This is a genomic window from Saprospiraceae bacterium, from assembly GCA_016715965.1.
Taxonomy (GTDB): Bacteria; Bacteroidota; Bacteroidia; order Chitinophagales; family Saprospiraceae; genus Vicinibacter.
In genome coordinates this window covers 3029095-3046365 of the sequence record JADJXG010000001.1, presented here as the reverse complement: position 1 = coordinate 3046365, position 17271 = coordinate 3029095, and the positions used below count along the sequence as shown (strand labels likewise).

The 17271-nt window shown below is 37.6% G+C and carries 19 protein-coding genes and 1 tRNA gene; 11 read left to right on the top strand and 9 right to left on the bottom strand.

The features are described 5' to 3' along the window. Positions 1–2: 2 nt before the first annotated feature. Both ribA and IPM48_11665 read right to left on the bottom strand, forming a co-directional pair. The gene (gene ribA, locus IPM48_11670) at positions 3–587 is read right to left on the bottom strand and encodes a GTP cyclohydrolase II (protein ID MBK9272241.1); all 585 of its coding nucleotides are present in this window, start codon (positions 585–587) and stop codon (positions 3–5) included. 330 nt (positions 588–917) lie between these two features. Then, positions 918–2798: a M1 family metallopeptidase gene (locus tag IPM48_11665; GenBank protein ID MBK9272240.1), complete on the bottom strand. Its 1881-nt coding sequence runs from the start codon at positions 2796–2798 to the stop codon at positions 918–920. Positions 2799–3050: 252 nt separating this feature from the next. Between IPM48_11665 and IPM48_11660 the strand changes: the two genes are divergently transcribed. Next, on the top strand, positions 3051–3608 hold the full coding sequence (locus IPM48_11660) for a hypothetical protein (protein ID MBK9272239.1): 558 nt from the start codon (positions 3051–3053) through the stop codon (positions 3606–3608). Further along, positions 3580–3783: a hypothetical protein gene (locus IPM48_11655; protein MBK9272238.1), complete on the top strand. Its 204-nt coding sequence runs from the start codon at positions 3580–3582 to the stop codon at positions 3781–3783. The genes IPM48_11660 and IPM48_11655 overlap by 29 nt, the downstream gene beginning before the upstream one ends. Here the strand turns inward: IPM48_11655 and IPM48_11650 are convergent. Further along, positions 3755–4300, bottom strand: a complete 546-nt coding sequence (locus IPM48_11650; GenBank protein ID MBK9272237.1) for a cob(I)yrinic acid a,c-diamide adenosyltransferase — start codon at positions 4298–4300, stop codon at positions 3755–3757. The genes IPM48_11655 and IPM48_11650 overlap by 29 nt on opposite strands. A gap of 16 nt (positions 4301–4316) precedes the next feature. Next, positions 4317–5009, bottom strand: a complete 693-nt coding sequence (locus tag IPM48_11645; GenBank protein MBK9272236.1) for an ABC transporter ATP-binding protein — start codon at positions 5007–5009, stop codon at positions 4317–4319. Positions 5010–5108: 99 nt separating this feature from the next. On the opposite strand from IPM48_11645, the gene IPM48_11640 reads away from it, so the two are divergent. After that, entirely contained in the window at positions 5109–5756 is a 648-nt protein-coding gene (locus IPM48_11640; GenBank protein MBK9272235.1) for a deoxynucleoside kinase, read from the top strand. Between the two features lie 2 nt (positions 5757–5758). After that, the gene (locus IPM48_11635; GenBank protein ID MBK9272234.1) at positions 5759–6457 is read left to right on the top strand and encodes a hypothetical protein; all 699 of its coding nucleotides are present in this window, start codon (positions 5759–5761) and stop codon (positions 6455–6457) included. Here the strand turns inward: IPM48_11635 and IPM48_11630 are convergent. Next, entirely contained in the window at positions 6430–6720 is a 291-nt protein-coding gene (locus tag IPM48_11630; GenBank protein MBK9272233.1) for a DUF721 domain-containing protein, read from the bottom strand. The genes IPM48_11635 and IPM48_11630 overlap by 28 nt on opposite strands. Further along, positions 6704–7810, bottom strand: a complete 1107-nt coding sequence (locus IPM48_11625; GenBank protein MBK9272232.1) for a DNA replication/repair protein RecF — start codon at positions 7808–7810, stop codon at positions 6704–6706. The genes IPM48_11630 and IPM48_11625 overlap by 17 nt, the downstream gene beginning before the upstream one ends. A gap of 52 nt (positions 7811–7862) precedes the next feature. Between IPM48_11625 and pdhA the strand changes: the two genes are divergently transcribed. The 6 genes from pdhA to IPM48_11595 all read left to right on the top strand — a co-directional run bounded on the left by pdhA (position 7863) and on the right by IPM48_11595 (position 12180). Continuing rightward, a complete protein-coding gene (gene pdhA, locus IPM48_11620) occupies positions 7863–8906 on the top strand; it encodes a pyruvate dehydrogenase (acetyl-transferring) E1 component subunit alpha (GenBank protein ID MBK9272231.1) in 1044 nt (347 codons plus the stop codon). Between the two features lie 85 nt (positions 8907–8991). Further along, on the top strand, positions 8992–9720 hold the full coding sequence (locus IPM48_11615) for a tetratricopeptide repeat protein (GenBank protein MBK9272230.1): 729 nt from the start codon (positions 8992–8994) through the stop codon (positions 9718–9720). After that, complete coding sequence (locus tag IPM48_11610; GenBank protein ID MBK9272229.1) at positions 9720–10214, top strand: 6,7-dimethyl-8-ribityllumazine synthase; 495 nt, start codon at positions 9720–9722, stop codon at positions 10212–10214. Before IPM48_11615 ends, IPM48_11610 begins: the two co-directional genes overlap by 1 nt. 53 nt (positions 10215–10267) lie before the next feature. Next, positions 10268–11059, top strand: a complete 792-nt coding sequence (locus IPM48_11605) for an MBL fold metallo-hydrolase (GenBank protein MBK9272228.1) — start codon at positions 10268–10270, stop codon at positions 11057–11059. A 118-nt stretch (positions 11060–11177) separates the two neighbouring features. Then, a complete protein-coding gene (locus tag IPM48_11600; protein ID MBK9272227.1) occupies positions 11178–11702 on the top strand; it encodes a hypothetical protein in 525 nt (174 codons plus the stop codon). Between the two features lies 1 nt (position 11703). Then, complete coding sequence (locus tag IPM48_11595) at positions 11704–12180, top strand: hypothetical protein (protein MBK9272226.1); 477 nt, start codon at positions 11704–11706, stop codon at positions 12178–12180. 387 nt (positions 12181–12567) lie between these two features. Here IPM48_11595 and IPM48_11590 read toward each other — a convergent pair. Together IPM48_11590 and IPM48_11585 are read right to left on the bottom strand one after the other, a co-directional pair. Continuing rightward, positions 12568–12641 (bottom strand) — tRNA-Arg (locus IPM48_11590). A 156-nt stretch (positions 12642–12797) separates the two neighbouring features. Further along, complete coding sequence (locus tag IPM48_11585) at positions 12798–14876, bottom strand: SprB repeat-containing protein (GenBank protein MBK9272225.1); 2079 nt, start codon at positions 14874–14876, stop codon at positions 12798–12800. A gap of 74 nt (positions 14877–14950) precedes the next feature. On the opposite strand from IPM48_11585, the gene ung reads away from it, so the two are divergent. Further along, positions 14951–15625 carry a uracil-DNA glycosylase gene (gene ung / locus IPM48_11580; protein MBK9272224.1) on the top strand — a complete coding sequence of 225 codons (675 nt, stop codon included), beginning with the start codon at positions 14951–14953 and terminating at the stop codon, positions 15623–15625. Positions 15626–15670: 45 nt separating this feature from the next. Here ung and IPM48_11575 read toward each other — a convergent pair whose 3' ends face one another. Beyond that, positions 15671–17221 (bottom strand): DUF853 family protein, encoded by a 1551-nt coding sequence (locus IPM48_11575; GenBank protein MBK9272223.1) that lies wholly within the window; start codon positions 17219–17221, stop codon positions 15671–15673. Between the last annotated feature and the right edge of the window lie 50 nt (positions 17222–17271).

Sequence of the window (17271 nt, the reverse complement as noted above, 5' to 3'; positions counted from 1 at the left end):
GCTTAGATAAATGGTAAGATATGCCCCAGTTTCTCCCGCTTGGTTTTTAAATACTTCTTGTTAAATTCATCAAGGGGTTTAATGATGGGAATCATTTTGTGAACACTGATACCATTGTCTTCCAAATATTCTCTTTTGACTGGATTATTTGATAACAAGTTAACAGTTTTAATTTTTTGCTCTTTTAGAATGGAGGCTGCCACCTCATAAGTTCTCAGATCAGCCTCAAATCCCAATTGGTGGTTGGCTTCAACCGTATCAAGTCCACCATCCTGAAGCATGTATGCCTCCAATTTGTGAATTAAACCAATTCCCCTGCCTTCCTGTCTCAGGTAAATCAAAATGCCAGGATATTTAGATAAATATTCCATACTGGCCTTTAGCTGATAGCCGCAATCACACCTCTTAGAACCAAAAACATCTCCTGTAAGACATTCAGAATGAATTCTTAAGGGCACAATACCCTTTGGATCAATACCCTGATGTGTTAATACCACATGTGGATGAAGCTCATCATTCGATGGATAAGTAAAAATATGAAAATCTCCAAATTCTGTAGGGAGCTTGGCCCTGATCTTAGATGACATGCGTTTGATTACAAACACAATAACTTAAATAAACCTGCGAAAGTTTAAAAATAATCAACCAATGATTAAATCACTGTCATCTTTTAAAACTTCGTCTGGCAAGGAACAGTGAGCCCAATGAGAAGGCTAGCAACATGCCACCTGCAATACTAATAATCATCATGATCGTCAGTTTCGATTGCTTGAAAAATGGAACCACAAGTTAGAAATTGTTCCTAAATTAGGAAAAAATAAAATTCAATTTAGAAAAATTAATCAAATATATTCTTATTTAAGGTATTTTCTATTGATAATCTTTAAATTATAAATTAGTATTCGTTAAAATACCATTTATTTCTCGGATTGCCATAGATCATTTTGTTCAAAAATGTCAGCCAACATTCTTGATGGATCCAATAGAATGTATTTGATATTACTTTTATTTACGTCCAATGTGAAATTATAATTTCTGTCCACCCAATGCCATGATTTTTGTATTTTAACATTGGGTATCGTAAATTGCTTGGAACCGCGCATTAAGTCCAATGGGATATGACAATACACATAACTTGAATCTTGCATAACGATGGCAATGTCTACTGGCATCGGAAAATCACCCACTCTGGTTAAAGATATTTTAGTGGAATGGCCATCCTCATTGACTTCAGAAATCGCATAATCTATTGTCTTTGTCGTATTTATCCAATAACTTTTAAACCAATCCAGCTCTAGACCCGATGCTTTTTCCATTTCTCTAAAAAAGTCATCTGGCCTTGGATGTTTAAATTGATAAAGCTCATAATATCGTCGCAATCCTTTCCAAAAATTATTCTCTCCTGCTATATACCTTATTTGATGCAGGCATAACGCTCCTTTCACATAAGCCGCAATACCATAAGCTTTGTTTGTCTCATAATGATCTGCATGGGTACTTAAGGGCTCTTCTTTTGTTGAACCCGCAAAAGTTTTAAAGTTGCTTAGCGTTTCAAAATGGGCATCTTCCTTTTCATCATATCCTGGAATATAAGATTCTTTCTTCAATTGATTCAATACCTCCTCCTCTATGTATGCTGTAAATCCTTCGTCCATCCATGGATAAAGACTTTCATTGGATGCAAGTACCATTTGAAACCAACTGTGCACCCATTCGTGAATGGCCACACCGACCAAACTAATTAAAGGTCTGTTGCCTGTTATCAAGGTGGCCATTGGATATTCCATTCCTCCATCTCCTCCTTGTATAAATGAGTAGGTGTTATAAGGATAAGGCCCGACCAGTTCTTCAATAATGTCCAATGCTCGATCCATAACTGGCTGAAGTTGTTTCCAGGTATCACTATATGGTTTATCTTTTTTATAATAAAATTGTAGCAACCTGCCATCCTTCCTCCGGTATTCATCGTGTACAAATTCTTTATCGGCTGCCCAAACAAAATCATGTACTTTGGTTGCAATGAAATGCCAGGTCCTAAATCTGGTCTCGATTTTTAACTGACCACAATTGCATTCATCTCTATTCTGCAAATACCCTGTAGCTGCAACACAATAATCCGATGGAAGCTTTATTTGTACATCAAATGATCCCCAAGGAGCATAAAATTCTCGAGCAATATAAGGATCAGTGTGCCATCCGTGCTCATCATAATTGCATAGCTTAGGGTACCACTGAGCCATAGAATAGGCGACCGATTCTTTATTAAATCTACCTGTTCTTCTGATCTGAACAGGTATCTGAGCTTCAAAATCCAATACAACGATGATTGAATCTCCCGGAGCCACGGGAATATCCAAATCAACTTTCATTATGGTTCCATCGATTTCAAAGTCCTGATTTCTTTCTTTAATAGTCAGTTTTTTGATTTTTTGAAATCCAATTTCAGTACTGCCAAGCAAACTAATCCTATCCTTTACCCTTGGGTCAGGATCTGGAAGAGATCTGGACCTAACATCCATATCACTTCCGGGCTGAAAAGCATTGTAATACAAATGATACCAAAGTTCTTTGAGGGTATCAGGGCTTTCATTATAAATGGTTAAAATTTGATTTCCGGTCAATAAATGTCGTTGATCATCTAACTGTATGTTCATTTTATACTGTACCCCGATTTGCCAGCGGTTAGAAAGCGCTGACTCCGGATTTAAAAAAATAAAAATCAAGAAAATAAATCCTACCGCTCTTTGGATTGCCATCTTGCTTTTTCTCTTTCTTCTAAAATATAATTGTCTGGTCATTTTTTAATCCTATTTCAAAATTTATCAAAAGTCATTAACAAGTATCATGCCCGCAGGTTTCATCCCTTCTATTTAATCTCCTGGCTTGTTGAAATTCTCCCAAACCATCTTTTTGGTTGATTGGAAGATCTTATTATTAAGCGATTGCATCAATTAAGTTTAAGATATTGTTTTACAGACAATTGCGATAGTTACCCTGATTTTTCTTCATCTCATGTTCAAATCCTTTATATTTGCATCCAAACTTAAACAATGAGTTCAAGAGATTTTCTGATGGTCTTTGTAGTAACTGCTACATTGGTGATCTCCAGGTTAATTCCGCATGCACCAAATTTTACTGCCTCCCTTGCCGGGTTAATTTTTGGAGCAGTGATCATAAGACACAGCATTGGATTGGTCATGATCCTTTTGAGTTACTTCTTGGCAGATTTGTTGATTAACTACTTTCAATATGGAACCCTCGGTGTTGGGCTTGGGCAAGTCTATTGGATTTATTTTCCTTTAGCCGTGATTTATTTCTTTAATCGGATGATGACAGAAAACTCCCACCCACCTTTCAAATTGTTCTCGCTATCTTTAATAAGTTCACTTTTTTTCTTCATATTAACCAATATTGGAGTCTGGGGAAGTTCTAGTATGTACACCAAAGATTTTCATGGATTGCTTCAGTGTTTTACTTTGGCACTGCCATTTTTTGTAAATGAAATATCAGGTACCATTTTCTATACCCTTCTTATGTTTGCCGTGTATTGGAATTACAACAAGGTAGAAGAATTTCAATATGTCTTTGGAGGAAAAACCCGCCATTGAAAATCCCAATATCAATGAGAATGAGGAATATTATCTGGAAGATGGTAAGGTAGTATTTACTTCCTTATTTTTATTGAAAAGGGGTTATTGCTGCAAAAGTGGATGCAGGCATTGCCCTTATGGTGAAAAAAAGGAAAATCTGGAAGTTACTCAGGAATCCAAAGCACATCGTTAATTCCTGTCTGATGTGCAATAAATCTTGCCAGAACAAAGAAAAAATCAGACAATCGATTTAAAAATACGATGACATATTCATCCACTTTTCCAATCTTTGACAAACTGACAACCCTTCTTTCCGCTCTACGGCAGATGGTTCGGCAAATATGAGCCTGTGCAACTGATACAGAACCTGCTGGTAAAATAAAGTTTTTTAAAGGGTCAAGTTTCTGCTCCATACTATCGATAGCTTGTTCCAATATATGCGTTGCATCGGCCTTCATCACAGGTAGTTTTACATTTGTTTTGGCTGGATCCGTTGCTAGATGTGAGCCGATGATGAATAGATTTTTCTGAATGTCGGAAAGCCAAATGTCAGTATCGGATTCCTTGTTCATTGCGCGAAGCATTCCAACATGACTATTCAATTCATCAAGACTGCCGTAAGCTTCCACTCTGATATCATCCTTATCCACTCTTGTGCCTCCAAATAACCCTGTTGTTCCTTTGTCGCCTGATTTAGTATATATTTTCATTAAACAGATCTTTCAATTATTTCAAATACTGGTCTGATTCAATACCTCCGTCTTTAAGTTTCACCATTCTATTTGCATAAGAGGCAATATCTGATTCATGCGTTACAAGAATAATGGTGTTGCCATTTCGATGGATGTCATCCAAAATCTTCATAATTTCCTCTGAGGTTTTTGAATCGAGATTTCCAGTTGGTTCATCTGCCAAGATAATCGATGGATTATTCACCAAAGCCCTCCCAATTGCCACACGTTGTCTTTGTCCCCCAGACAACTGATTAGGCTTATGGTGCATCCGATCACCCAAGCCAACGCTATGAATGACCTCTTCAGCCCTCAAAAGTCTTTCCTTTTTACTAAGTCCCGCATAAACAAGAGGCAGTGCAATATTTTCCAAAGCACTTATCCGGGGCATAAGATTAAATGTTTGAAAGATAAAGCCAATTTCTTTATTGCGCACATTTGCCAACTCCCTGTCGTCCATCGAACTCACATCATGACCCCGCAAAAAATACCGGCCAAAACTCGGACTATCCAGGCAACCGATAATATTCATCAAGGTCGACTTTCCACTTCCTGATGGCCCCATTAAAGCAAGATACTCATTAAAACCAACTTTTAAATTTATCTTCTTAAGGGCTTCCAGTTTCTCAGAACCCATGATATAATATTTGCCAATGTCAATAAGTTCAATAAGAGATTCGGGGCCCATTTATTCAAAAATTATGGCTTAAAATTAAACCTTCTACAACGAACATCGGATTATTTTAGATATTTGAGTTGTTTTATTCTGTAAAAGCCACATTTTTAAATGGATTCATCCCCCAAAAAGAAGCTTCAGCATGTTGGCATTGCTGGCAATATTGGAGCCGGCAAAACAAGTCTTTGTATCCAACTGGCCAAACATTATGGCTGGGAAGTACATTATGAGGATACAGATTCAAACCCATATCTGAACGATTTTTACTATGATATGCAGCGTTGGTCTTTTAATTTGCAAGTGTATTTTTTAAATTCAAGGTTTAAACAAATTCTCGACATTCAATCCGGTGCAAGCACCATCATTCAGGATAGAACCATATACGAAGATGCCCATATTTTCGCACCCAACTTGCATGAAATGGGGCTTATGCATCAAAGAGATTTTGAAAATTATTTCACTTTATTCAAAATCATGATGAGCACAATACAACCTCCGGATCTACTCATCTTCATTAAAGCTTCAATACCAACTCTGGTATCCAGAATTCAAGCCCGCGGAAGAGATTATGAAGGCAACATGAGTTTGGATTATTTAAAAAAACTAAACCATCGGTACGATCAATGGATTGAAAAATATGAAGAGTCCCCGATGGTCATCGTAGATGCCGATAAACTTGATTTTATTAACAGACCAGAAGACATGGGTGCTATCATTGAGATGATCAATGCCCGCACTTCGGGACTTTTTAATTTTTAATCATGCAGATCTTACTTATTTCTGCGACCCAGGCTGAAATTGATCCAACCCTCGATTTTCTAAAAAAGAATTCCATCAGGCAATCCATTTCTACATTTTACTTCAAAAGCTTTAGCGTAAGCCCATTTATTTCAGGTGTAGGCAGCCCGATGACTGCTTTTGCCCTAGCCCAATTAAACATGCAAAATATCCAATTCGTGATACATGCCGGTCTGAGCGGCTCGTTGGATACGGAGGTCAAACTGGCATCCTTGTTTCAGGTGACAAAAGAAAAATGGTCAGATCTGGGTGCTAAGGATCAACAAGGAAATCTGATCGATTTACACGATTTGGGATTCCTGGATTCAAATCAATTTCCGTTTGAGGACAAATGGATTGTCAATCATTCTAATTTTGCAATCAATTTGCCCAAAGCTTATGGAATTACCAGCAATTGTGCAAGTGGCATTCTATCTGAAATACAAAAATTAAAGGAAAAATATCCTTTTGCTTTGGAATCAATGGAAGGTGCAGCCGTATTTTATGCCTGCAGGATGAAAGATGTAAAGTTTGTATCGATCAGGGCCGTTTCTAATCATGTACTACCCAGAGACAAAAAACTCTGGAAACTTTCTGAATCCATCGAGAATTTAAACGAATTTCTAGTGGGTCTTCTCAATGAATGGATCAAAGATCAACGAAATTTTATATCCTCCAATTGATCGGGAGCAAGCTTTTTGTTTATGTTGCTTAAGATCAATTTCTTATTCATTTCTAATTCAATTCTCAAACTTGGAGACTTTAAATAAACAGAAAGTATCTTATTTTGAATTTTAAGTTTTTCCAAATATCCTTTTGTTAAATCCCCAAACAACTCCATCCAGGCAACTTCGACTTTTTTGTGAAAAAGTTTGTTCTTGTAGGGCTTTTGATCTGCAAATTCCCGAATAATCTCAGACAATTTCTGATCATTGCTTTTTTTCATAGATCCGAATCCCATTTTTATCAAGCTCAAATATAGTGGATTCCATTACAAGCTGATTTTTTAAATCAAGTGCTCGGCTCAAATAATTATCTGTTATAAAACATTGTCCTGAATGTTTGGAAGACAGAAATTGCATCAGAGACCTCACCCTTGCTCCGTCTAGTTTTGCAAATAACTCATCTAACAACAAAATGGGCTTCATTCCACACTTTTCATATAGAAAATTGTACTGAGCCAATCTTAAGGAAAGGATGAACGTCTTAATTTGTCCCTGCGAACCAAAGTCCTTTAATGATTTTCCATTGAATTCAGCAATTAACCGGTCTTTGTGAATTCCTGAATGAACCCTTGCTGTTCTCAAATCCTTTGGTCTATCAAAATGCCATTTTTCGAGAATTTTGTCATCCGAATCCGACTGATAAATCAAACTTGAATTTTGCTCATTCAAACTAAAAATTGCTGACAGCTCTATAAGAAGAGGATTAAGTTCCGCCACCATTTCTGCCCTTTTCTGAGCAATGTACATGGCTGGTTGAATCATTTGCTGATCAAAGCTATCCAAAATCGTCTCCAAGCCTTTCAGCTGAGGAGATTTTAAAAGTTGGGTTTTTTGTTTAAGCAATCTATTGTACTGAAGTAATTCAGTCAAATATTTATGATCGGTCTGAACCAGCGTCTGGTCCAAAAATGATCTTCTTGAATTGGCATCCTGAATAAATGAAAATATATCATCCGGAGACACCAAAACAACTGGAACTTTTCCAATATGATCTGTTGCTTTTTTTAAGGGCACTCCATCCCATTCAAATTCCTTAACCGCTCCCGGTGCTACTTTCACGATTAATTCATGATCTTCACGCTGCTCTGAAAAAAAAGCTTCAATCCTAAAAAATTCCTGAGAGAACTTGCATACATTTTTGTCCGATGCAGAGAAATAACTTCTTGTCATTCCGGTATAGTAAATGCTGTCCAGAAGATTGGTTTTGCCAGCCCCATTGGAACCAATGATGAAGTTCATCTGTGGATGTGGTGCTATTGAAATACATTCTAAGTTTTTGTAATTCAATAAATTAAGTTTTCTCAATACCATATTATTCGGCGAAGTTAAATGGAAAGTCCTATTTTTACATCAAAAACCGGAAATGCCACAAACCATTTCAAAATCTAAACAAGCCAAAAGTACAAACGGAACATCTTTCAGGAATTATGATAAAAACACCTGGTTGACTTGGTTTGAAACCATGTACAGAATCAGGAAGTTTGAAGAGCGAACATTGATGATGTATTCCCAACAAAAAATACGTGGATTTTGCCACGTTTACATTGGACAAGAAGCAATTGCAGCCGGATTGGTAACTGGCATTCGGAAAGAAGATGCAGTTGTGACCGGATACAGACAGCATGGCATTGCACTTTGCCGAGGTTTAAGCAGCAAATCCTGTATGGCTGAATTGTATGGCAAAGCCACCGGCTGCGTTAAGGGCAAAGGAGGATCCATGCACTTTTTCTCAAAGGAACATCGGTTCTTTGGTGGGAATGGGATCGTTGGCGCTCAAATACCAATCGGTACAGGTATTGCTTTTGCCGAGAAATACAAAAATTCCGATTTATTGTGTGTCACGATGTTTGGCGATGGTGCGGCTCGCCAAGGTGCACTGTATGAATCCTTTAACATGGCCATGACCTGGAAGCTTCCCGTAATTTATATTGTTGAAAACAACGGTTACGCAATGGGCACTTCAGTAGAAAGAACTAGCAATGTCAATGAATTATATAAGATCGGCGCTGCTTTTGACATGCCTTCAGAACAGGTGGATGGGATGGACCCAATTGCAGTCCATGAGGCACTCGTAAAAGCAGCAAAACATTGCCGTGCAGGATCAGGCCCTTATTATTTGGAAATAAAAACCTATCGTTATAGAGGTCATTCCGTGTCCGATCCAGGCAATTATCGGAGCAAAGAAGAGCTCGAACACTATAAGAAACTGGATCCCGTATTGGTTACTGAAGAAAAAATTTTAAAAAACAAGATTGCCAATTCCGCCGAATTGGATGAAATCAAAGAAAGAATCAAGTTAGAAATAGATGAGGCTGTGCTTTTTGCTGAAAACTCTCCTTTCCCCGAAGGATCTGATTTATACAGTGACAATTATGTCCAAACGGATTATCCTTTTTTAAATGATTGAAAATCTGACATTTAGCACTAAAATATAATTTTTTATCGAGTTCTTTTATTTTAGCTAATTTTGCGCGGATTTTAATCATAAATACATGACAAAAGGATACAGACCATCGTCCACTTCTAAATCTGCAACTTCCAGAACCTCTGCCGACGACACCATAATTGATATCAGTGAAGTTAAGAACCAAGCAGAAAACTTCATCGAAAAAAACAAGACTTTACTGACTGTGATTATTGGTGGAATCTTACTGGTGGTGGGAGTTTATCTGGCCTATAAGTATTTATACATAGAATCAGATAACAAAGCCGCTTTGGAACAAATGTACCAGGCTGAATTACTTTTTGAAAAAGATTCTTTTGAAATGGCGCTAAACAACCCGGGAGGTGGTTTTTCTGGATTTAAAGAAATCGCAGAAAATTTTGGCCATACCCCCGCAGGTAATCTGGCAAAGTATTATGCAGGCGTTTGTGCACTTAAACTTGGGAATTACGATGAAGCAAAGTCTTATTTTGAAGATTTTGATGGTAAAGGTGAGGTGATGCCAATATTGAAATACAATGCGCTTGGGGATGTCAATGCCAATTTATTGGACAACGAAGAGGCTATTAAAAATTATGAAAAAGCCATCAGCGTTAGGCAAAATGACTTCCTCACTCCGGTAATTCTCAAAAAACTTGGGATTTTAAAAGAATCTCTTGGTGATACTGAGGGAGCCCTGAAAGCATATCAGGAAATTAAGGAAAAATATCTTGGCTCTCCGGATGGAGTGACGATTGAGCGTTATATCATTAACCTCAAACCAGAATTGCATCAATAATGGCTGGCAAGTTGCCATCCAATAAGAAAAATTCCCCTTCCCTTAAAGGAAAATATCGTATTGCCATCGTTTATAGCGAATGGCATGAAAATATCGTAAACAATCTACTGGAGGCTTGCAAAAAAGTTTTACTCGATCAAAAATCACCACCCTCTGAAATTTTGATTCACAGTGTACCTGGCTCGTTCGAATTGCCCCTTGCTGCTCAATGGCTGCTTGAAACCAAAAGCCTAGATGGAATCATTTGCCTGGGGTGCATTGTAAAAGGAGAGACACAACACGATGAATTCATCGCCCATGCAATTAACAAATCCCTGCTCGATTTGAGTTTAAAATTTGGAAAACCTGTGATTAATGGGGTATTGACGACCATGAATATCAAACAAGCCAAGGCGAGATCAGGGGGAAAACTCGGCAACAAAGGCAAAGATTGTGCATATACTTTATTGAAAATGATCTATTTGCGAAAAATGATCCAAAAAATAGCCAGGTGATTAAATCGGTCCATTTGGTGGAATCTGGCCTCTTCAAATTAGATGGAGGAGCAATGTTTGGGGTAGTGCCCAAAAGCCTTTGGAAAAAAATGAACCCACCTGATGATAACAATATGTGTACTTGGGCCCTGCGATGTCTTTTAATCCAAACTGAGCATCGCAATATTCTGATAGACACAGGAATGGGTGATAAACAGGATGAAAAATTCAAATCTCACTTTTATCCCCATGGCGATACACATTTATTAGGCTCCATTGGTAATCTTGGTTTATCGCCGGAAGATATCACGGATGTATTTTTAACACACCTTCATTTTGACCATTGTGGCGGAGCCGTACAAAGAGATTCAAGAGGCGAGTTAATACCTACTTTTCCGAAGGCGGTGTATTGGTCCAATAAGCTTCATTGGGACTGGGCATTCAAGCCAAATGATCGGGAACGCGCTAGCTTTCTTCGGGAAAATTTTGTACCTCTATTGAAACACGGCATGGTCAAATGGATTGATTCTGAAGGACTTCACCCTGATTGGCCGTTTGAACTCAAAGTCAGCTTTTGCAATGGACATACAGAAGGATTGATGATCCTGGATTTTGATTTTAATGGTCAAAATTTTATATACCCCACTGATCTTATTCCTTCAAGCTATCATATCTCCTTGCCTTTTATTATGGCTTATGATGTCAGGCCTTTGGAGACATTAAAAGAAAAAAGTAGAATCTTGGAATCCGCATTGGAAAGAAACTCCATTTTTGTTTTTGAACACGATCCAATACATCCTTTTGCTTCGATCCATAAAAATGATTTTGGAAAAATTCAGATAGCAGCTTACCCAAAATCGATTTAGTATTTTACCTGCAAGCTCTTTATTTTAAAGAACTTTTATACCCGATTAACAGTTGTTATAAATAATTGTATCTTTGGTTGACTGATTGACCATAATAAATATCTTTGATGGGGGTATGATGCACCGTGGCGAAATATATTCTAAACCAGGTATTCTTAAAACTTTTGCTATTTCAATTGGCCTTTTACTTTTTATAAGCAACTGTGTCCACCATGCTACTACCACCGATTGTCATTCGTCTGACTGCTTACCTGGTTTGACCGGTGAATGGCAATTAACCAAAATCCTCATGTATCATCCGGATTTTGGGATAAAATACGCAGAAGATGTCACTTCAATCATGGTAGGCAATAACCCATCCACCTTAATTATGTTTGAAAGTGACTATGTTTTGGCACCTGGCAGCTCTTTGCATTATATTCCTTATTTCGGAAACTTTCAAATCGTGTTAGAAACCAATCAGAATAAAATGATTGTAAAAGACCAGGCGGGCCTGATTTATTCGATTTCTATTGAGCTCCATCATCATCCTTCAGGTTCATCCACCCTTATTTGGGAATATCACCGACAAAACCATGATTGCCATTTAAGCCAAACACTGCCGGAAAACAAATTCATCTACCAATATCAAAAATTGAATTAAAATGATCTGTGCGAGTCTGTTGTTTTACTTACAAATCAGCTTAAGCCAAATACAGCTCAATGACAGTCTGCCTCTTGGAGATGCCAAAGTGATGGCTTTCCCTTCGACCCATTTTGAATCCAATAATTACAGATCTGACGAACCATTTGTGTTTTATTACAATTATCAGCTTGAAAACAATATCCATCTAAAAGACAAGTCAGATTTTGCAGTTCTGATAAGAGTTGAGTCCAATGAAGGTAACACTTATAGATCTTCTAACTTATTGACCATACAGGATGCCAAAGAATTTTATATGACTGAAGTTAGACCAGGGCTATATCGCTATTCCTTTGTTCCAAATATTGTATTTAGAGATATTTTACCCCAGAACCAGCGTATGACTAAAATGGAAATTACCATATTGGCCATTCCGTACTGTGGGAATTCAAGTTGCCATGTGGATGGAAAATTCGTTTATAGTTTTCCATGTCGGTAGGTATTTCTAAGAATCCGTATTTTTTTTTATCTTTTACTTGTTCGCAATAGCAATATTCCATTTACTCCCTTGACCTATTAATTCCTATCAAATAGAGAATTGTAAAGCTTTGTTCTATTTACTATTACGAGCGATTGCTTTTCTGAATTTTACAAAATCTCCTCTTATGGATCGTGAATAATTAAGATTTTTTAATTATTTACCAGAATATTGACTTATATCTTTACGCTGAGTTAACAATTATTCTAAACCTGGTCAAAAGGTAAAAGTAAAGATCTTGTTCCATTGATTGGGCTTATTTAAACCCGACCCTTAAAAAGTCGGGTTTTTATTTTAAAACAAAAAAGCCACAAATACTTGTAATACAAATATTTATGGCTCTAATCGTGATTCCGTCAGGATTCGAACCTGAGACCCTCTGCTTAGAAGGCAGATGCTCTATCCAGCTGAGCTACGGAACCTGTTAATCATCATCTATCAAATCTGCTTTCAGTCCTTTGCTAACTTTTGAGTTTTTTGCACGCCCCAGCACTGTATAAAATGCAGAGCAAAATGCCCAAGTTGATGCTCTTTCCATTAGAAAAAGTCGAAAAGAGGCGCAAATATAATTGGATTTCTTATCTGTGGTTGACAAATTTAAGAATTTGTTGTCGGCCATCCATTGTTTTGATTACAGCAATCAATAGTCCTTCCGGCAAACTCTGAACATTACATTCATATCTTTGCGAGGAATCATTATTGAAAAACAAATTTTGGCCTTCTGGAGAGAATATCTCAATTGATTCTAAACCAGATTCAAGTTCAAAAAACCAGCTTTCCTGTGCTCTATGCCATTTTATATTTGAAAACTGTTGATTGTCTGAAGAAACGGTAGATCGAACGATAAAAGAAAACATTTCTACACAAGATCTCGCATCAGTCACTGTTAAGGTATATCTCCCTGCTATAAGATTGACAATTTGTGAACTTGAAAATCCATTGCTCCAGTTGTAAATATAAGGTCCGGTTCCACCTTGGAGATTGACTTGAATTCGACCATTGCCTGTTCCATTGTCATGGACTATGGTTGTATCTCTTATAGATATTGGCTCCGTAAAATGCAAGTTGACGATTAAATTGCTATCGCAGCCATATTGGTTGGATAGTAAAAATACATGGTCCTTTTTATTCTTATCAAAAACAACACCATTAATTGTTGCAGTGCCATTGTCACACAATGTATCTCTCAAAAATTCTGTCGAAGGGGAGTTGAAATACACTTGAATTTTTAATACAGAATCACATCCCCTAAAGGAAGATCCCACCAAAGTGTCAAATCCCTTATCATTTCCGAGATAATACAATTTGCCATTTATCTCAACACTATCTCCCAAGCAAATTTCCCGGACGATTTCATTTTCGATGTATGGACATTCATACAAATGCATGATCCAAAAATTCGGTGTATTGGTATTGCTTGTATCTAAATCGCGATCAATGCTAAAACTGGCGTTTACGGTAAAAATCAAATTTTCATCGTCAATGGCGATGGACCCTTCTGTTTCTGTCCGTCGTCCACCGTAATTCTGTGTCCAAAGATGATTGCCATCTTTATCCAACTTGACGATATTGATGTCTTTTTCACCATAATTGATCGGAAAATGTCCATCTGCTGAATTCGAACTTGTCAATAAAATAATTTCTTCATTTTGATCTAAAACCAATGCTGACAATTCTTCATCACCGGTTCCACCAATTGTTTTCTTCCAAAGAATACTTCCTTCACGATCCAATTTCAATAAGAAAATATCCTTGGAGCCATAAGTGGAATCCACATCCCCACCTCCACCGTTAATCGTGGAAGCAATTAATACTGAACCATCGCGAAAAGCTACCATGTCACCTACCAAATCGTCTCCAAGACTGCCGTAAATGGTGGTCTTCAAGAGTGAAGTATTGCGATTAAACCGCATTAAGAATATGTCTCTTCCTCCTTTGTTTTTTAAGCCATTGAAATCCCCTTCTTCGGAAGATTGGGTTTCACCAGCTACCCAAAATTCGCCACCTCCTGCATTCATTATTTTACGGGCTATGTCTTCACGGGTTCCCCCAAAATTTCTAACCCTAACGACAGTGCCTGATTCATCTGCTGTGCCAACCATTATGTCAAAATTACCCTTGTTGGCATTTAGATCTCGATCAGTTGATCTGGTTCCACCAACGAAAATTATTTTGCCCGCTTCCAGAAAACTGACATCATTGATTTGATCATTGTTGGATCCGCCATAATTCTTTTCCCAGACTTTCATCCTTGTAATTGGGTTATACATTAACATCCATCCATCTAGCAATCCATACTGAGTAGATACATCGCCACCCTGACCATTGGCATTTCCAGCACAAATCAAATTACCGTTTGGCATCTTGCTCACCCCATTGAAAACATCGTTCGAGGGGGATCCGAAAGTTTTAATGTGATTAAGCCCACCATTTTTATTAAAAAAACACAGGGCCCCGTCATCCAATCCTTTTGAACCCAAATTACTTGAATTGGATCTTCCGACAGCGAGAATCAAACTATCATCAAACACAATGGCCTTGTTTGTGTATTCACCGCCATTGCCACCATATGATTTTGTCCATTGCTTCTTTGGTTGAGAAAAAATGAAAGTGGGCAACAAAACAAGTAAACACCAGATAAATTGTAAAATACTCATCATTTATTCCTTTAATTTGGGATGAAGTTACGGAAATTAAACAATTTACAGTAGATTTTTTTTACATTAGTTTAATGGAAGTCCAAATAGAAAATTCCTGGAAAACTCAAATACAAACTGAATTTGAGAAAGAGTATTTTATTCAACTAACGACACAACTTAAAGAACTAAAAAAGGCAGGTACTGTCATCTATCCGCCTGGACCCTTGATATTCAATGCCTTTGCATTAACTCCATGGGAAAAAATAAAAGTGGTTGTCCTTGGTCAGGATCCATATCATGGACACGGAGAGGCAATGGGTTTGTGTTTCTCTGTGCCAAGGTCAATGCCGCAACCTCCCTCACTTAAGAACATTTTTAAAGAATTGAATCGGGATCTGGCTTGCCCAATCCCAACACACGGTGATCTGACTGCCTGGGCAAGACAAGGAGTATTGCTACTGAATGCTTCTCTTACTGTGGAGAAAGATAAACCCAATTCACATCGAAACATCGGATGGCATCGCTTCACCGATTTTATAATTTCACAGATTAGTTTGCAGAAGAATGGAATTGTATTTTTACTTTGGGGCAATTTTGCAAAATCAAAAAGAGTATTTATTGATGGCGCAAAGCATCTGGTTTTAGAAAGCCCACACCCTTCGCCCTTGGCTGGTAATGGATTTTTCGGAAATTGCCACTTTTCAAAAACAAATCAATTTTTAACCACTCAAAATCTTGCACCGATTCACTGGTGTATAGAAGACTGAAAAATAATCAATACCAATCTCTACTTTTCGTTTAATAATGTTTATTTAAAACCAACCTGTAGTACTTTTTCTGGTAGTACTTCTTGTTTTGATACCCAGCATGCCCATCAATCCCCGGGTCACTTCCCTGACCACAGTATTGCCCAATGATCTGGCGGTTGGACTTCCAAGCACCTTCTCTACTGTAGATTTCTCATGCTTTCCAGTACGGCTGTTTTGAGTTTCTTTTTCTGGAAAATTTCTATTAAAATCTTCCAACTTTTTACTCAATATCTCTTCAGCACTTTCGCGATTGATTTGCTCATTGTAATATCCAGCAATTTCTGATTTTCTAACTATGGATAAAATTTCATCTTCTTTCAATACATCCATTCTTGATTCAGGCGCTCTTAGCATGGTATGCACAAGGGCCGTAGGAATTCCTTTTTCATTCAACGCTGTAACCAATGCCTCCCCTATCCCCAACTCAGTAATTATTTTAGATACATTGTAAAAATTGGTTTCCGGATAATTTTCTGCAGCCATCTTTATTGCCTTTCTGTCCTTTGCGGTAAATGCTCTGAGTGCATGTTGGATTTTCATCCCGAGTTGACTTAAAATGGATGCTGGAATGTCAATCGGATTTTGTGTTATAAAAATCAAACCTATTCCTTTGGAGCGAATAAGTTTGATAATGGTTTCCATTTGGTTTAACAATGCTTCTGAAGCTTCTTCAAACAACAAATGAGCTTCATCCAAAAACATGACCAACTTGGGTTTATCCGGATCGCCTTCCTCAGGAAATTTCGAATAGATCTCTGCAAGTATTTGCAACATGAATGTACTAAAAAATTTCGGCTTGTCTTGGATGTCCACCACTCGCAATATACTCACCATTCCATGTCCTTCACGGTTGGTTCTAACAAGGTCTTCCACCTCAAAACTGCGCTCACCAAAAAACGATTCTGCTCCTTGTTGTTCCAGTTCAATGATTTTACGCAATATGGTTCCAACGGAGGTAGATGATACAGAACCAAATTCTTGAATGATTTCATTCTTGCCCTCGTTAGAAACATATTGCAATACTTTTTTCAAATCTCTTAAGTCCAGCAATGGCAAAGCCCTGTCGTCACAAAATTTAAATATTAAAGCCACAACTCCTTGTTGGGTGTCATTTAAGTTTAAAATTTTGGAAAGCAATACAGGTCCAAATTCTGAAACTGTTGCTCTGAGTCTGGTTCCTGGTTGGTCGCTTAATGTCAAAAATTCGACCGGGCTGGCAAATGACTTCCACTCTTCATTCAACAATTGGTGCCTCTCTATAATTTTTGGGTTGCTGGCTCCTTCTGCTGCAATTCCGCTCAAATCACCTTTGATATCCAATAGTAGTGATGAAACGCCTTTTTGGGACAATTGCTCTGCCAATACCTGAAGTGTTTTGGTTTTACCGGTACCTGTTGCCCCCGCAATTAGACCATGACGATTAAACATTTTAATGGGAAGACTTACCCTTGCCTCAGATACCACCATATTGTCATAAAACCCACAACCCAAGAAAAAACTATCTCCTTTGAATAAATAGGATTTTTGAATGTCTTCAACAAACTTTTCTTTCATAATGAATTGGATCAAAGTACAAAACTAATTTAATTTTAAAAAATTTGGAT

Bases quoted from the DNA above. Each gene is read 5' to 3' on its own strand.
- pdhA (MBK9272231.1), top strand. From the start codon at position 7,863: ATGCCACAAACCATTTCAAAATCTAAACAAGCCAAAAGTACAAACGGA.
- IPM48_11585 (MBK9272225.1), bottom strand. From the start codon at position 14,876: ATGAGTATTTTACAATTTATCTGGTGTTTACTTGTTTTGTTGCCCACT.
- IPM48_11575 (MBK9272223.1), bottom strand. From the start codon at position 17,221: ATGAAAGAAAAGTTTGTTGAAGACATTCAAAAATCCTATTTATTCAAA.
- IPM48_11640 (MBK9272235.1), top strand. From the start codon at position 5,109: ATGGATTCATCCCCCAAAAAGAAGCTTCAGCATGTTGGCATTGCTGGC.
- IPM48_11630 (MBK9272233.1), bottom strand. From the start codon at position 6,720: ATGAAAAAAAGCAATGATCAGAAATTGTCTGAGATTATTCGGGAATTT.
- IPM48_11625 (MBK9272232.1), bottom strand. From the start codon at position 7,810: ATGGTATTGAGAAAACTTAATTTATTGAATTACAAAAACTTAGAATGT.
- ribA (MBK9272241.1), bottom strand. From the start codon at position 587: ATGTCATCTAAGATCAGGGCCAAGCTCCCTACAGAATTTGGAGATTTT.
- IPM48_11635 (MBK9272234.1), top strand. From the start codon at position 5,759: ATGCAGATCTTACTTATTTCTGCGACCCAGGCTGAAATTGATCCAACC.
- ung (MBK9272224.1), top strand. From the start codon at position 14,951: ATGGAAGTCCAAATAGAAAATTCCTGGAAAACTCAAATACAAACTGAA.
- IPM48_11610 (MBK9272229.1), top strand. From the start codon at position 9,720: ATGGCTGGCAAGTTGCCATCCAATAAGAAAAATTCCCCTTCCCTTAAA.
- IPM48_11615 (MBK9272230.1), top strand. From the start codon at position 8,992: ATGACAAAAGGATACAGACCATCGTCCACTTCTAAATCTGCAACTTCC.
- IPM48_11650 (MBK9272237.1), bottom strand. From the start codon at position 4,300: ATGAAAATATATACTAAATCAGGCGACAAAGGAACAACAGGGTTATTT.
- IPM48_11665 (MBK9272240.1), bottom strand. From the start codon at position 2,798: ATGACCAGACAATTATATTTTAGAAGAAAGAGAAAAAGCAAGATGGCA.
- IPM48_11600 (MBK9272227.1), top strand. From the start codon at position 11,178: ATGCACCGTGGCGAAATATATTCTAAACCAGGTATTCTTAAAACTTTT.
- IPM48_11595 (MBK9272226.1), top strand. From the start codon at position 11,704: ATGATCTGTGCGAGTCTGTTGTTTTACTTACAAATCAGCTTAAGCCAA.
- IPM48_11605 (MBK9272228.1), top strand. From the start codon at position 10,268: ATGTTTGGGGTAGTGCCCAAAAGCCTTTGGAAAAAAATGAACCCACCT.
- IPM48_11655 (MBK9272238.1), top strand. From the start codon at position 3,580: ATGTCTTTGGAGGAAAAACCCGCCATTGAAAATCCCAATATCAATGAG.
- IPM48_11645 (MBK9272236.1), bottom strand. From the start codon at position 5,009: ATGGGCCCCGAATCTCTTATTGAACTTATTGACATTGGCAAATATTAT.
- IPM48_11660 (MBK9272239.1), top strand. From the start codon at position 3,051: ATGAGTTCAAGAGATTTTCTGATGGTCTTTGTAGTAACTGCTACATTG.